Origin of the sequence: Herbidospora daliensis (genome assembly GCF_001570585.1) — a bacterium.
Classification (GTDB): Bacteria; Actinomycetota; Actinomycetes; order Streptosporangiales; family Streptosporangiaceae; genus Herbidospora; species Herbidospora daliensis.
On the sequence record NZ_BBXF01000005.1, the window covers coordinates 139,895 to 153,391 of the forward strand.

Annotated in this window: 13 protein-coding genes and 1 pseudogene; 4 read left to right on the forward strand and 10 right to left on the reverse strand. The window is 73.3% G+C overall.

What is annotated here, in order from left to right; all coding sequences use genetic code 11:
- The first annotated feature begins 71 nt into the window (after positions 1-71).
- From AW274_RS23830 to AW274_RS23840, 3 genes are all read left to right on the forward strand, one after another.
- Positions 72-1,067: a glycoside hydrolase family 113 protein gene (locus AW274_RS23830; protein WP_062437881.1), complete on the forward strand. Its 996-nt coding sequence runs from the start codon at positions 72-74 to the stop codon at positions 1,065-1,067.
- 13 nt (positions 1,068-1,080) lie between these two features.
- Positions 1,081-1,662: a TetR/AcrR family transcriptional regulator gene (locus AW274_RS23835; RefSeq protein WP_062436444.1), complete on the forward strand. Its 582-nt coding sequence runs from the start codon at positions 1,081-1,083 to the stop codon at positions 1,660-1,662.
- Between the two features lie 120 nt (positions 1,663-1,782).
- Positions 1,783-4,122 carry an alpha/beta hydrolase gene (locus AW274_RS23840; protein ID WP_157520685.1) on the forward strand — a complete coding sequence of 780 codons (2,340 nt, stop codon included), beginning with the start codon at positions 1,783-1,785 and terminating at the stop codon, positions 4,120-4,122.
- An 89-nt stretch (positions 4,123-4,211) separates the two neighbouring features.
- Here the strand turns inward: AW274_RS23840 and AW274_RS23845 are convergent, their stop codons facing one another.
- From AW274_RS23845 to AW274_RS23875, 7 genes are all read right to left on the reverse strand, one after another.
- Positions 4,212-4,805, reverse strand: a complete 594-nt coding sequence (locus AW274_RS23845; RefSeq protein WP_062436448.1) for a response regulator transcription factor — start codon at positions 4,803-4,805, stop codon at positions 4,212-4,214.
- On the reverse strand, positions 4,802-5,860 hold the full coding sequence (locus AW274_RS23850) for a sensor histidine kinase (RefSeq protein ID WP_062436450.1): 1,059 nt from the start codon (positions 5,858-5,860) through the stop codon (positions 4,802-4,804). The genes AW274_RS23845 and AW274_RS23850 overlap by 4 nt, the downstream gene beginning before the upstream one ends.
- Positions 5,851-6,558 carry an ABC transporter permease gene (locus tag AW274_RS23855; RefSeq protein ID WP_062436452.1) on the reverse strand — a complete coding sequence of 236 codons (708 nt, stop codon included), beginning with the start codon at positions 6,556-6,558 and terminating at the stop codon, positions 5,851-5,853. The genes AW274_RS23850 and AW274_RS23855 overlap by 10 nt, the downstream gene beginning before the upstream one ends.
- The gene (locus tag AW274_RS23860; protein ID WP_062436454.1) at positions 6,558-7,409 is read right to left on the reverse strand and encodes an ABC transporter ATP-binding protein; all 852 of its coding nucleotides are present in this window, start codon (positions 7,407-7,409) and stop codon (positions 6,558-6,560) included. The genes AW274_RS23855 and AW274_RS23860 overlap by 1 nt, the downstream gene beginning before the upstream one ends.
- 156 nt (positions 7,410-7,565) lie before the next feature.
- Positions 7,566-8,078, reverse strand: coding sequence for a methyltransferase family protein (locus AW274_RS23865; RefSeq protein WP_062436456.1), 513 nt, complete (start codon positions 8,076-8,078; stop codon positions 7,566-7,568).
- A 20-nt stretch (positions 8,079-8,098) separates the two neighbouring features.
- Positions 8,099-8,965, reverse strand: a complete 867-nt coding sequence (locus tag AW274_RS23870; RefSeq protein WP_157520686.1) for a fumarylacetoacetate hydrolase family protein — start codon at positions 8,963-8,965, stop codon at positions 8,099-8,101.
- Between the two features lie 30 nt (positions 8,966-8,995).
- Positions 8,996-10,126, reverse strand: coding sequence for an erythromycin esterase family protein (locus AW274_RS23875; protein ID WP_062436459.1), 1,131 nt, complete (start codon positions 10,124-10,126; stop codon positions 8,996-8,998).
- A gap of 79 nt (positions 10,127-10,205) precedes the next feature.
- On the opposite strand from AW274_RS23875, the pseudogene AW274_RS39450 reads away from it, so the two are divergent.
- Positions 10,206-10,742 (forward strand): annotated as a pseudogene (locus tag AW274_RS39450) (MerR family DNA-binding transcriptional regulator); the annotation flags it as partial.
- Positions 10,743-10,871: 129 nt separating this feature from the next.
- Here AW274_RS39450 and AW274_RS42120 read toward each other — a convergent pair.
- The 3 genes from AW274_RS42120 to AW274_RS23890 are packed head-to-tail and all read right to left on the reverse strand — an operon-like array spanning position 10,872 to position 13,482.
- Entirely contained in the window at positions 10,872-11,690 is an 819-nt protein-coding gene (locus AW274_RS42120; RefSeq protein ID WP_232320315.1) for an ABC transporter permease, read from the reverse strand.
- The gene (locus AW274_RS23885; RefSeq protein WP_062436461.1) at positions 11,687-12,700 is read right to left on the reverse strand and encodes an aliphatic sulfonate ABC transporter substrate-binding protein; all 1,014 of its coding nucleotides are present in this window, start codon (positions 12,698-12,700) and stop codon (positions 11,687-11,689) included. Before AW274_RS23885 ends, AW274_RS42120 begins: the two co-directional genes overlap by 4 nt.
- Positions 12,697-13,482 carry an ABC transporter ATP-binding protein gene (locus AW274_RS23890; protein ID WP_062436463.1) on the reverse strand — a complete coding sequence of 262 codons (786 nt, stop codon included), beginning with the start codon at positions 13,480-13,482 and terminating at the stop codon, positions 12,697-12,699. Before AW274_RS23890 ends, AW274_RS23885 begins: the two co-directional genes overlap by 4 nt.
- Between the last annotated feature and the right edge of the window lie 15 nt (positions 13,483-13,497).

Here is a 13,497-nt window from a genome sequence, read left to right on the forward strand (position 1 = left end):
GGGACATGATGGCAGAGATCACCCTGATTGCGTGTTGCGCAAATAGTGCGTGACACGCAAACATGTGGGACATGAAGACCCGAGGCATCAACTACGACACCGGCTTCGCCGACCTCCACGCCCGCAGGGCCGGGCACAGCACTCACGAACCCTTCGACCCCGCCGCGGTCGCCCGCGACATGCGGGTCATCCGCGACGACCTGCGCTGCACGGCGGTCCGGATCACCGGGCAGTACGCCGACCGGCTGACAATCGCCGCCACCGCCGCGGCCGAGGCGGGGCTGGAGGTCTGGTTGTCCCCGTTCACCTGCGACGTCACCACCGGCGAGCTGCTCGCGGTGCTCGCCGACTGCGCCGCGCACGCCGAGCGGCTGCGGCAGGGCGGCGCCGAGGTGGTCATGGTCACCGGCTCGGAGATCGGCCTGATGACCGACGGCTTCCTGCCGGGGGAGACGCTGCGCGAGCGGGTGCCCCGGCTGGGTGAGGGCGTCGCGCTCGTGCCGGACAAGGTCAACGCCTTCCTCGCCGAGGCGGTCGCGGTGGTGCGCGAGCGGTTCGGGGGCCGCGTCACCTACTCGTCGTTGCCGTTCGAGAAGGTCGACTGGACGATCTTCGACGTCGTCGCCACCGACGCGGGCTACCGGTCGGCGGCCACCGCCGCGACCTACCGCGAGTCGGTCCGGGCGCTGGTCGCGCAGGCGAGGGAGCTGGGCAAGCCCTTCTCGGTCAACGAGTTCGGCTGCGTGACCTACCGGGGCGCGGCCGACGCGGGGGAGCGCGGCGACGCCGTGGTCGAGTGGAGCGAGCGCGGCCCGGCCGCCCGGCTGACGCGGGAGGTCGTCAGGGACGAGGAGGAGCAGGCCCGCTACCTGCGCGAGGTGCTGGCGATCCTCGACGACGAAGGGGTCGACGCGGCGTTCTGGTACACCTTCGCGCGGTGGGACCTGCCGGGCGCCTTCGACGTCGCGAGCCCGGGGGTGGTGAAGGTGCTCGACGGCGGGGCCAGGTGGGAGCCGAAGGCGTCCTTCGCCGCCCTCGCCGAGGTCTACGGGCGCATGGACGCGTGAATATGCTGCCTGCATGACCGACCTGAGGGCCCGCAACCGGCAGGCCACCCGCGAGGCGATCACCGCCGCGGCGCTGCGCCTGGCCGTCGAACAGGGCCCCAGCGGGCTGGCCCTCGTGCGGGTCAACGACATCGCCTCGGCGGCCGGGGTGTCGCCCCGGACGTACAACAACTACTTCTCCAGCAGGGAAGAGGCCATCTGCGGCGGGCAGGCCGACCAGTCGCGGCGCGCGGGCGACGCGCTGCGCGCCCGGCCCGCCGGCGAGCCGCTCGACGTGGCGATCACCGAGGCGATGGTCGGGCTGTTCACCGACCCCGAGCCCGACCGGGCCGGGCTGCGGATGATCATGCTGACCCCCGAGCTGGAGGGCGAGGCGCTGCGCGCCTTCACCGTGGGGGAGAGCTCGCTCGCCGAGGCGATCGCCGAGCGGACCGGGGAGAGCGGCCTGCGTCCCGAGGTCACGGCGGCGGCGGTGGTCGCCGCGATCAGGGTCGCCGGGCGGCACTGGCTGACCCCGGCCGCCAACCGGCCGTTCGCCGACGACATCCGGCGGGCGCTGAGCTGTGTCTTCTCACCTGATCAAACCTCGCGATGAGGTAGATCGTTTACGCCCCTGCAACGGAAGTTAATGCCGGGACAATAGTTGAAAGTTTAACTCGTGCTGTTTCGTGAGCTTTGTGTGGCTTGCGGGACGTAAATGCACGAGAGGAATGCCATGAGGCTTTTAAGGGCCACCGCGATCCTGGCGGTGGTGACAGGGCTTCTCGCCCTGCCCCTTCCCGCCGCCGCAGACACCTGGTCGGTCGTCGAGGTCGACGGCGGATACCGGGTGACGTTGACGCTGGACGAACCCCTGCCCGTCCGGAACGCCGCCCCCGAGCTGGCGGTCGACGGAGAATCACTCGGATACGCCACCGAGAGCGCCGACGGTCACACCCTGACCCTGCTCACCGACGATCCGCGCGCCGCCGGGGCGCAGCGGGTCGAGGTCGCCTGGAACGGCGTCACCGAGTCGGCGGCGCAGGTCAGGTCGCGGGCGATCTACACCCCGCCGGCCGACCCGCAGCCGACGACCATCCCGACCGACCCGGCCGTGCCGGGACCGTTCCCGGTCACCGAGACCGACTACGACCTGGGCGCGCAGGCCATCGCCCTGGAAGGGCTCGGCGGGCGGCTCGGCGAACTGAAGGCGCGCGTCTACGCGCCCACGGGCGCGGCCGGCCGGCGTCCGCTGGTGCTGTTCCTGCACGGACGGCACTCCGCCTGCTACGACGCCGTGACCCGGCGCACCAGCAACAACGCCTGGCCGTGCCCCGCGCCGCAGATCCCCATCGACAGCTACTCCGGCTACAAGGGCCCGGCCGACGCCCTGGCCAGCCACGGCTACATCGTGGTGTCGGTCAGCGCCAACGCGGTCAACGCCTTCGACGCCAACTTCTCCGAGGACCGGGGCGCGCTGGCGCGCGGCGAGGTCGTCATGCGGCACCTCGACCTGATCAACGAGGCCGAGAAGGGCAAGGGCGACGCCCAGCTGGTCTCCCTGTTCAAGGGCCGCGTCGACCTCGACAACGTCGGGCTGATGGGCCACTCGCGCGGCGGCGAGGGCGTCGCGAAGGCGGTGCTGATGAACGCCGGACGGGCCAAGCCGTACGGCATCCGCGCCGTGCTGCCGCTCGCGCCGACCGACTTCGCGCGGGCCTCGCTGCCCGGCATCCCGACGCTGACGATCCTGCCGTACTGCGACGGCGACGTGTCGAACCAGCAGGGCCAGCACTTCTACGACGACTCCCTGTACGCCGTCCCCGGCGACACCGCCTTCCGCTCGGTCCAGATGGTCATGGGCACCGACCACAACTTCTTCAACACCGAGTGGACGCCCGGCGTCGCCACCGCCCCCGCCTCCGACGACTGGTCGAACAACAACGACCCCGTCTGCGGCAACCGGGCCCCCTCCCGCCTGTCGGCGAGTGAGCAGTACGCCGTCGGCACCGCCCTGATGGCCGGCTTCTTCCGGCTCGTCCAGGGCCAGGAGACGGCGTTGCTGCCGCTGTTCGACGGCAGCAACAAGACGGTCGCCTCGACCGGCCGCGCCGTCGTCTACTCGGTCGCCCAGGCCCCGGCCGCCAGCCGGATCGACGTCGACACCTTCGCCGGGTCGACCATCTCCACGGTCTCCGGCGGCGCGACCGGCGTCGTCTGCGCCAGCATGCTCGACCGCTCCCCGCAGAGCGGGCTGCCGTCGTGCGCGACGAAGCTGACCACCTCGCAGGCGCCGTCGTGGACCCCCGCGACGTACCTGCCGAACGCGGCGGCGACCTCGCTGATGCGGTTCGCCTGGACCGACACCACCGGGAAGCTGACCGTCACGCTGCCCGAGCGGAACGTCTCCAAGGCCGAGTACCTGACCTTCCGGGTGGCCCGCGACGAGAACGTCCCGGCGGCCCAGCCGCTCGACCTCTCCCTCACCCTGGTCGACGGCCGCGACCGCAGCGTCACCGTGCCGGTCTCCTCGCTGAGCACCGCGCTGGAGGCGCTGCCGGGCCTGGCCTCGCCGCTGCCGAAGACGTGGTTGCGGGCGGTCCGCCTGCCGCTGTCGGGGCTCAGCGGCATCGACAAGAAGGACGTCAAGGAGGTGTCGCTGACCGGCGCCTCGCCGACCGGCGGCGTCTACCTGGCCGACCTGTCGTTCACCCGCTACCGCGTCGGCGAGGAGACCATCGCCGCGCTGCCGCAGGTGTCGGTCGGCGACGTGACCGTGGCCGAGGGGAACGCGGCGGGCACGGCGACGATCCCCGTGACGCTGTCGCGGGTCTCCGACCGGCCGGTGACGGTGTCGGTGCAGGCCATCCAGGCCGGCACCAACCCGGTGATCACCTCGCTGGCGGCCTCGCTCACCATCCCGGCGGGGCAGACGGGCGCGACGTTCACCGTGCCCGTCGCCGGCAACACGGTGAAGGCGGCGGCCGCGCAGTCGTACCAGGTCGTGGCCGGCGTCTCGGCCGGCGCCACCATCGGCGACGGCTTCGCCCGCCTGGTCGTCACCGACGACGACTGACCGAGTGCCTCCGCCCGGCGGTGGGAACGCCGGGCGGAGGCACTTCCCAGCATCGGGCACCCGCGTATAGGCCCGGTATAGGCCAGGTCTCAGAGCCAGCCGCGCGACCGGGCCGTGCCGACCGCCTCGGCCCGGTTGCGGGCCCCCGTCTTGCCGATGGCCGACGACAGGTAGTTGCGCACCGTGCCCTCGGTGAGGAACAACGAGCGGGCGATGTCGGCGACGCTCGCCCCGCCGTCGGCCGCGCGCAGCACGTCGCACTCGCGTACGGTCAGCGGGCTCGCCCCCACCGTCAGCGCCGTCACCGCGAGCTTCGGGTCGACCACCCGCTCGCCCGCCATCACCCGCCGGACGGCGTCGGCCAGCTCGGCGGCGGGCGCGTCCTTCACCACGAACCCGGCCACCCCGGCGTCGAGCGCGCGGCGCAGGTAGCCGGGACGGCCGAACGTGGTCACCACGACCACCCGCACGCCGGTGAGCCGCTCGGCGACCTCCAGGCCCGTCAGGCCCGGCATCTCGATGTCGAGCAGCACCACGTCGGGCCGGTGCGCGGCCACCGAGGCGAGCACCTCGTCGCCCCGGGCCACCTCGGCCACCACCTCGATGTCGGGTTCGAGGCCGAGCAGCGCGGCCAGGCCGCCCCGCACGAGGTCCTGGTCGTCGGCGATGAGCACGCGGATCACGGCACCTCCACCCGCAGCCGGTAGCCGCCCTCCTCGCGGGCGCCGGCCTCCAGGGTGCCACCGGCCGCCTCGACCCGCTCGGCCAGGCCCAGCAGCCCGGTGCCGGGCCCCGCCCCCGGGCCGGCCCGGCCGTCGTCGGAGACCTCCAGCGACCGCTCGCCGAGGGTGATCCAGCACCGGGTGGCCCCGCTGTGCCGCAGCACGTTGGTCACCGCCTCCCGGACGACCCAGGCGAGCAGCGACTCGGACCCGGGCGGGACGGGGCCCGCGCCCGTGACGGTCAGCCCGATCCCGGCCAGGTCGAGCGCCGCCCGCGCGTTGGCCAGCTCCTCCGCCAGCGACACCGCGCGGTATCCGGCGACCGCGTCGCGCACGTCGTCGAGGGCCTGGCGGGCGGTGCGCTCGACCCCGCCCATCTCCTCGGCGGCCCGCGCCGGGTCGGTCGCGGCCAGCCGGGCGGCGAGCTGGCTGCGGATGGTGATCGAGGTCAGCGTGTGGCCGAGGATGTCGTGCAGGTCGCGGGCGAACCGCAGCCGCTCGTTCTCCACCGCGAGCCGCTCGCTCTCGGCCGTGGCCCGGCTGAGCCGCATGATCAGCTCCCGCATGTGGACGAGCGCCCGCACCGCCCCCGCCTCCAGCGTCATCGCCAGCGGCACCCACCACACGAACCCCTCACCGGACGCGGCCAGCGTCGCGACGGTCGCCCCCAGCGTCACCACGAACCCGGCCGCGAACAACAGCGGGCGCAGCGTGCCCAGCACGGAGATGACGAGCACGAACGCGGTGTACGCCCACGGCGCCCCCAGCAGCGGGCAGAGCGCCCCCGCCGCGACCAGCAGCACCACGACGCTCCACGGGGCGGGCCCGCCGACGCCCATGACCCGCCACATGACCCGCCCCCAGCAGAGGGCGAACACGCAGACCAGAGCCATGACGAGGACGAGCTCGGCGGGCCCGCGCGTCTGGAACGCCACCCACAGCGGCCAGACCAGCACGAGCAGCCACACCTGGGAGGCCAGCCGCGCGACGGTCAGCGCCCCGCGGCTCACCTCCACCCGGCGCTCCGGTACCGCCACACCCCGAGCAGCACGAACAGCGCCGTCCACCCCGCGAGCACCAGCACCGACGTCGCGGTCGGCGGCAGCCCGTCGAGCGCCCGCCAGCCCAGCGACCCCGCCTGATAGGCCGGGCTGTACTCCGCGAGCGTGCGCAGCCCCTCGGGCATGCGCGACACCGGCAACCACAACCCGCCGAGCACCGCCGTCACGAAGTAGACGACCATCATGGCGATGTTGGCCGACTGGCCCTTCAGCGAGTAGCCGAACGCCACCCCCAGCGCCGCGAACGGCACCACCCCGGCCCAGATCAGCGGCGGCAGCGCCAGCCAGGTCGCGGGGGGCAGCCGCACGCCGCCCAGCAGCGCCCCGGCGGCCAGCACGATCACCACGCTCGGCAGCACGGCCAGCATGCCGCCTGCCAGCTTGGCCACGATGTAGCCGTGGGCGGGCAGCGGCGTGACGGCCAGCTGCCGCAACCAGCCGCCCGACCGCTCCAGCGCGATGGCCCCGCCGATGAACAACGCGCCGCCCATCGCGCCGTACGTCGCCATCGACACCATCGACACCGGCCCCGAGGCCAGGTCGAGCAGCTTGGTCCACAGGAGGTAGAGCAGCACCGGGAAGCCGGCCAGGAAGACCAGGTTGACCGGGCTGGACAGGGCGCGCCGCACCTCGAACCGCAGGAAGGACCGCATCAGGCCCCCTTCCCGGTCAGGCTGACGAACGCGCTCTCCAGGTCGGCCCCCGACGTGCGCACGTTCCGCGCGTCGCCGAACCCGGCGAACAAGGCGCGGAGCGTCGCGTCGGAGTCGCCGGTCCGCAGCACGGCGGTCGCCCCCTCGACCACGACGTCGTGGACGCCGGGCAGGGCCCGCAGGCCGGGTTCGTCCATCGTATCGAGGGTGAGCCGGACCTCCGTGCCCCCGACCAGCGCCTTGATCTCCTCGACCGGCCCGTCGGCGACGACCCGGCCGCCCGCCAGCAGCACCACCCGGTCGGCGTGGTCGTCGGCCTCGGCCAGGTAGTGGGTGGCGAACACGACCGTGCGGTCGCGGACCCGCCGCCACAACGCCCGGCGCGCGTCGACGTCGAGCCCGACCGTGGGCTCGTCGAGGATCAGCAGCCGGGGGTCGCCCGCCAGCGCGAGGGCGAACCGCACGAGCTGCCGCTGCCCGCCCGACAACCCCGCCACACGGCGTCCGGCCAGCGCTTCGAGCTCGGGGTCGGCCAGGATCGACGGCGTGGGATACATCCCGGCCACCGCCGCCACCAGGTCGCCGACCCGGACGTCGTCGGGCAGCCCGGCGTCCTGCAGCAGCACCCCGACGCGCCCGGCGGCCAGCGCCTCGCGGGGCGGGCGACCGAGCAGCCGGGCGGCGCCCGAGTCGGGGGCGAGCAGCCCGAGCGCGATCGACAACAACGTGGTCTTCCCGGCCCCGTTGGGGCCGAGCAGGGCGACCTTCTCGCCCTCGCCGACGCGCAGGCTCACGCCGTCGAGCGCGGTGAGGGCGCCGTACTTCTTCGTCAGTCCGGTGAGTTCCAGCATGCGCCCAGCCTCGCCGCGAGGGCCCGGCCGCCTGTAGTGCCGCCGATCAGCCCGGACGGCATGACGGATGTCATACGGGCAGGAACTCCACGATCTGCCGGTCGCCCAGCGGGATGACCGCGCCCCTCCTCAGCCCCGCCCCTCGGGCCAGGCCGGTCAGCTGGCCGACGTCGCGTTCGCGGCCCAGTCGTAGGCCGCGGCGACCTCGCCGACCTCCCGCGCGCCCATGGCCGCGTCGAACGAGGCGGCCAGGTCGGGCTGGGCGGCGAGGTCCTCCCAGAAGCCGCGGCCGAACCGCCGGGGGAAGGCGGCCTCGCCGGTGCGGACCGTGTGGAGCAGCTCCGTCGCGCACAGGTCGGCGCGGCCGATGGCGCCCGTCAGGTCGAGCATGCTCCGGACCCGCTCGGGGTGGTCGTCGCGCAGCCACTGCCCGTCGTCGGTCAGCGTGTAGGAACCCTGCTCGCGGCTCAGGAAACCGGCCGTGACCAGGTGGTCGAGGACGCGCACGAGCGGGTCTTCGGCGACCCCGAGCCGGTCGGCCAGCGCCGGCCCGGTCGTGACCCCGGCCGTGATCTCGTCGGCGACCCGCAGCGTGGCCGCGACCCGCAGGGCCATCGGGGTGTAGAGGTCGGCGGCCTGCCACAGCCGGCCGCCCCAGGGCTCCGTCATCGTGCTCTCCTCTCGTCGGTTCAGAAGCCTGGCATGTTCGCCTTCCCGGCGACGACCGTGCTGGTGAGGGTGCCGACCTCGGAGATCGTGATGGTGATCTCGTCGCCCGCGCGCAGCGTGAACGGCAACTCGGGCACCAGGCAGGTGCCGGTCGCCAGGATCACCCCGTCGGGGAAGACGTCCTCGCGGAACAGGTAGCCGGCCAGGTCGTCGAGCCGGCGGTGCAACTGGCCCGTGCTCGCCTCGCCGTGCCAGGCACGCTCGCCGTCGCGGGTGATCGTCAGTTCGATGCCGAGCGTGTACGGGTCGGGCACCTCCCACGACGGCCGGATCGCCGGGCCGGTGGCGCAGCCGCCCAGATAGATCTTGGCCTGCGGGAGGTACAGCGGGTTCTCGCCCTCGATCGTGCGCGAGCTCATGTCGTTCACCACGGTGTATCCGGCGATCTCGCCGTGCCGGTTGACGACCAGGCCCAGTTCCGGTTCCGGTACGTCGATCTCCGAGTCGGCCCGCACCGAGACGTGGCCGCCGTGGCCGGTCGCCCGCCAGGCCGCCGACTTGAAGAACAACTCGGGGCGGTCGGCGTCGTAGACGAGGTCGTAGACGTCGGCCGCCTTCTCGCTCTCGACCATGCGGGCCGCCTTGGAGCGCTCGTAGGTCACCCCGGCCGCCCACACCTCCATGCGGTCGTCGAGCGGCGGGAGCAGGCGTACCGACGACCGGTCGTGGCGGGGGCCGTCGGCGGCGGCGCACCGGTCGCGCAGCTCCTCCACGGTCAGCCCGAGCAGTTCGCCGATCGTCCCGTCGATCTCCGTGAGGTGGACGCCGTCGTCGAGACCGATGGCAGGACGGCCGGTGACCGGGCCGATGAACCGCACGATGTGCACTATCTGCTCCTTTGGGGTGGTTCTCCGGGGCTATCCTCCCAAAGCCGTTCCGTCGGCGACGTGCAGGAGGGCGTCGGCGCCGTCGAGGGTGTCGGCGGCCAGCGGGAAGTAGCCCATCGGCGGGGTGGTGTCGGTGCGGGTGACCCCTGAGGGCATCGTGGTGGTCAGCCCCCACGTGGCGAACCGGCCGCCCAGCTCGGCCTCGTAGGTGCCCGCCGCCGGGTCGCCCAGGCCGAGGGCCGCGCTGCGGCCCAGGGAGGAGGCGATGAAGGCGTACCGGTCTCCCCACAGCGACGCCACGATCTCGCCGGCGCCGTGCCAGGTCGTGGAGTGCCCGCCCAGTTGCCAGGAGCTCGGGGTCTTCTTCAGGTGGAGGTTGTGGGAGAAGACCAGGGTGCGGCCCCGGCGGGACTCGGCGTCGCGGATGGCGAAGAGGTTCTCGGCCATGATGCCGTCGCGGGTGGCCAGCAGCAGGCCGATGCGCGCGCCCTGGTCGAGCGGGATCGCCGCCTGCCGGTGGTAGCGGAGCAGGGCGATGCCCGCCGTCAGGTGGGTCCTGACCCGCAACCAGGTCGCGCGCGGGGTCTGCGGCGCCCTCTCGTGCAGCCGGGCGAGCATGTCGTCGGCGAGCACCCGCGCCTTCTCGGCCTCCGGGGTCGCGCCGGGCGAGCGGGCCGCGTCCATGATGGCGTCGGTGTGGTGCCAGCGTTCGTCGTCGCCCAGCAGCCCGGCCAGGTCGAGGTCGAGGCCCAGGTGGTCGCGGGCGTGTTCGAGGTAGGCGCGCGGGCTGGGCGCGGTGGTGTTCTCGGTGGGGGCGTCGAAGCCGTGGAAGGTCAGCCGCTCCTGCGGGGGCCGGGTGGCGTTGTGCTCGCGCAGCCGGGTGACCAGGGCGCGGTTGGGCGCGAACGCGCCCCAGTCGTGGGAGAAGCCGTCGCGCATGACGTCGTCGAGCGAGCCGGGCCCGCCCTGGACGTAGTCGTCGACGGCCAGCGCCGCGACCCGGTCGATCTCCAGGGCGATCGAGCGGAAGCCGAGGCCGGTCAGCCGGTCGAGGAACAGGTCGTTGCGCACCCACCCGAAGGCGGGCTCGCCGTGGGTCGGCTCGCCGAGGCCCAGCAGTTCACATGACGGAGGGACGAAGTCACCGATGTCCTGACTCATGTGCCGCAAGCGTAACATTGAAGGCTCCGTGGCGACTTTCGCGGTGTTTCCGCTGGACGAAGGGGCTGAAGTTTCAACCATGCGTCCCGCCGACCTGGCCCGCGAACACGGCATCTCCCCCCAGGCGGTGCGCAACTACGAACAGGCGGGCTGCCTCCCGCCCGCCGCGCGCACCCCGAGCGGCTACCGCGTCTACACCGAGGTCCACGCGGCGGCGCTGCGCGCCTTCCTGGGGCTGGTCCCGGCGTACGGGCACGCGGCGGCGGTGCAGATCATGAACGCCGTCCACGACGACCGGCTCGACGACGCGCTGGCCCTGATCGACGCGGGCCACGCCCAGCTGATCCGCGACCGGGAGACGCTCGACGCGGTGCGCGGAGCCGTCCACCACCTGACGGAGGGACCGGCGCGGCCCGGCGCGCGCGGCATCGGCGCGCTCGCGCGCCGGCTCGCGGTCACCCCGGCCACGCTGCGGAAATGGGAGGAGGCCGGGATCCTCGACCCGGCCCGCGACCCGGCCACCGGATACCGGGTCTTCCGCGCCGACGACGTCCGCGACGCCGAACTCGCCCACCTGCTCCGGCGCGGCGGCCACCCGCTGACGCGCATCGCGACGGTGGTGCGGCAGGTCCGCACGGCGGGCGGCGCCGGGTCGCTCGCCCGCGCCCTGGACGACTGGCGGCGCCGCCTCACCGGCAGGGGGCTGGCCACGCTGCACGCGGCGGCGCGGCTCAGCTCCTACCTGTCACTTGTGGAAGCGCAGGACGCGCCTCTCGACCAGCCCGAGGAGCACGTCGCACACCTTGCCGAGGGTGGCGAGCAGCACGATGGCCATCAGCAGGATGTCGGTCCGGCCGGTGTTCTGGCTGTCGGTGAGCAGGAAGCCCAGGCCCATCGACGAGGCGATCAGCTCGGCCGCGACCAGGAACAACCAGCCCTGGGCCAGCGCGAGCCGCAGTCCTGAGAAGATCGCCGGGGCGACGCTGGGCAGCATGATGCGGCCCAGCAGCTCGCCGCCCCGCAGGCCGTAGGCGCGGCCGACCTCCACGAGGTGGGCGTCGGCGTGGGCGAGGGCGGCCGAGACCGTGGTGTAGACGGGGAAGAAGCTCCCGATCGCCACCAGCGTGATCTTCGGCCCCTCGCCGATGCCGAACCACAGCAGCAGCAGCGGCACCCACGCGAGCGACGGCACCGCCCGCAGCGCCGCGATGCTCGGGGCGACGAACGCCCGCGCACGGGCCGAGAGCCCGACGACCGCGCCCAGCAGGAACCCGGCGCCGGCCCCGGCCGCGAACCCGGCGACCACCCGCTGCACGCTGATCGCGATGTGCGTCCACAACGAGCCGTCGCCGGCCAGCTCGCCCAGCGCGTCCAGGACCGAGAGCGGTGACGGGAGCTGGGCGGACGAGTAGAGCCCGCTCGCCGCGGTGACCTGCCAGACCACCAGCACCACGACCGGCAGCACCAGACCGGCCGCCGCCAGGCGCCAGTTCCGCCCGGCGGCGCGTTTCCTGACCGGCTTGGCCGTCTCCTCGTCGGCGCCGGTCGCCTCGATCAGCGTCACGGCTTGGCCGCCGCCTCGGCGAACTTCGGCTCCAGCAGGGTGTCCAGAGCGGTCCGCGCGTCCTGCTCGGTCTTGACCTGCTTCTCCTCGACGAGCGTCGGGAGGATGCGCTCCAGCACCGCGCGCTGGTCGGCGCCGGGCACCGGGCTGACGGTCAGGTTGGTGCGCTCGGTCAGCACCAGCTTGGCGACCTCGGGCGACACCTTCGACTCCTTCGACAGCAGCGCGACGGCCGCGTCGGGGTTCTTCTGGATCCAGTCGCGGGCTTTCTCGTAGGCGTTGATCGTCGCCTGGACGAGATCGGGGTGCTCGGTGATGAACGCCTCGCGGGCGTTGAGGAAGCCGTAGGAGTTGAAGCCCGGGTTGCGGTAGATGAGCTTGGACCCCGCGTCGAGCTGGCTCTGCGCCATCAGCGGGTCGAGCCCGGCCCACGCGTCGACGTCGCCGCGCTCCAGCGCGGTCTTGCCGTCGGCGTGCTGGAGGTTGACCACCTCGACGTCGGTGGCGGCGAGGCCGGCCTCGTGCAGCGACTGGAGGAGGAAGAAGTAGGGGTCGGTGCCCTTGGTGGCCGCGACCTTCTTGCCCTTCAGCCCCGCGACGTCGGCGATCCCCGAGTCCTTCGCCACCACGACCGCCGCCCACTCGGGCTGGCTGAAGATGCCGACGGCCTTGATGGGCGTGCCGTTCGACCGGGCCTGGAACGCGGCGGCGCCCGCCGTCGAGCCGAGGTCGATCACGTTGGCGCGCAGGTTCTCGTTGGCCTTGTTGGAGCCCGCCGACAACGTCCAGGTGACCTTGACGTTCTTGGCGGCCAGCTCGGTCTCCAGCCACTTCTGCTCGCGGATGACCAGGCTGGAGGGGTTGTAGTAGGCGTAGTCGAGCCGCAGTTCGGTCTGCTGCCCGCCCGCGCCCTCCGCGGCGGGCGCGCCCGTCGCGTCCTCACCGCTGACGCAGGCGGTGGCGAGCGTCGCGGCCAGGGCGAGGGTCAGCGTGATCCGGAGTCTGCTCATCGTGCGTGGGTCTCTCTTTCCAGGGGGGTACGTCGCGGCACGCCGAGGCCTGCCAGCAGTTCGGACCTCAGCGCGGCCAGTTCCGGCTGATGATGGTCCCGGGGCCGGTCTCCCGGCACGTCCAGGACGACGCTCACTCCGGTGGGAGCGCCGCCCAGGAGCACGACCCGGTCGGCCAGCTTCAACGCCTCGTCGACGTCGTGGGTGACGAGGACGACGGTGGTGCCCGACCGCCGCTGCACGTCCTCGACGAGGTCCTGCATGCGCAGCCGCGTCAGCGCGTCGAGGGCCGCGAACGGCTCGTCGAGCAGCAGCACGCCGGGCCGCCGCGCCAGCGCGCGGGCCAGCGCCGTGCGCTGCGCCATGCCGCCCGACACCTGGCGGGGCCGGTGGCCGGCGAACCCGTGCAGCTCGACCTCGGCCAGCCACTGGCGGCTCTCGGCGTCACGCCGGTTCCGGGGCAGGTCGCGGGGCAGCCCGAGGGCGACGTTGCCCGCGAGGGTTCGCCAGGGGAGCAGCCGGGGCTCCTGGAACACGACGGCGCAGCGAGGGTCGATCCCGGTGACGTCGTGCCCGTCGACCCGCACGCTCCCGGAGGTGGCGAGGTCGAGCCCGCCGATCATGCGGAGCAGCGTGGACTTGCCGCACCCGGAGGCGCCGAGCAGGGCGGTCACTTCGCCGGGAGCGATCTCCAGGTCGATGTCGCGCAGCACGACATGGTCGCCGAATGCCCGGCCGACGCCGCGCAGCGAGACCCCTGCGGGAGCGGTAGTGATCGTCACGAACCGGACTATATC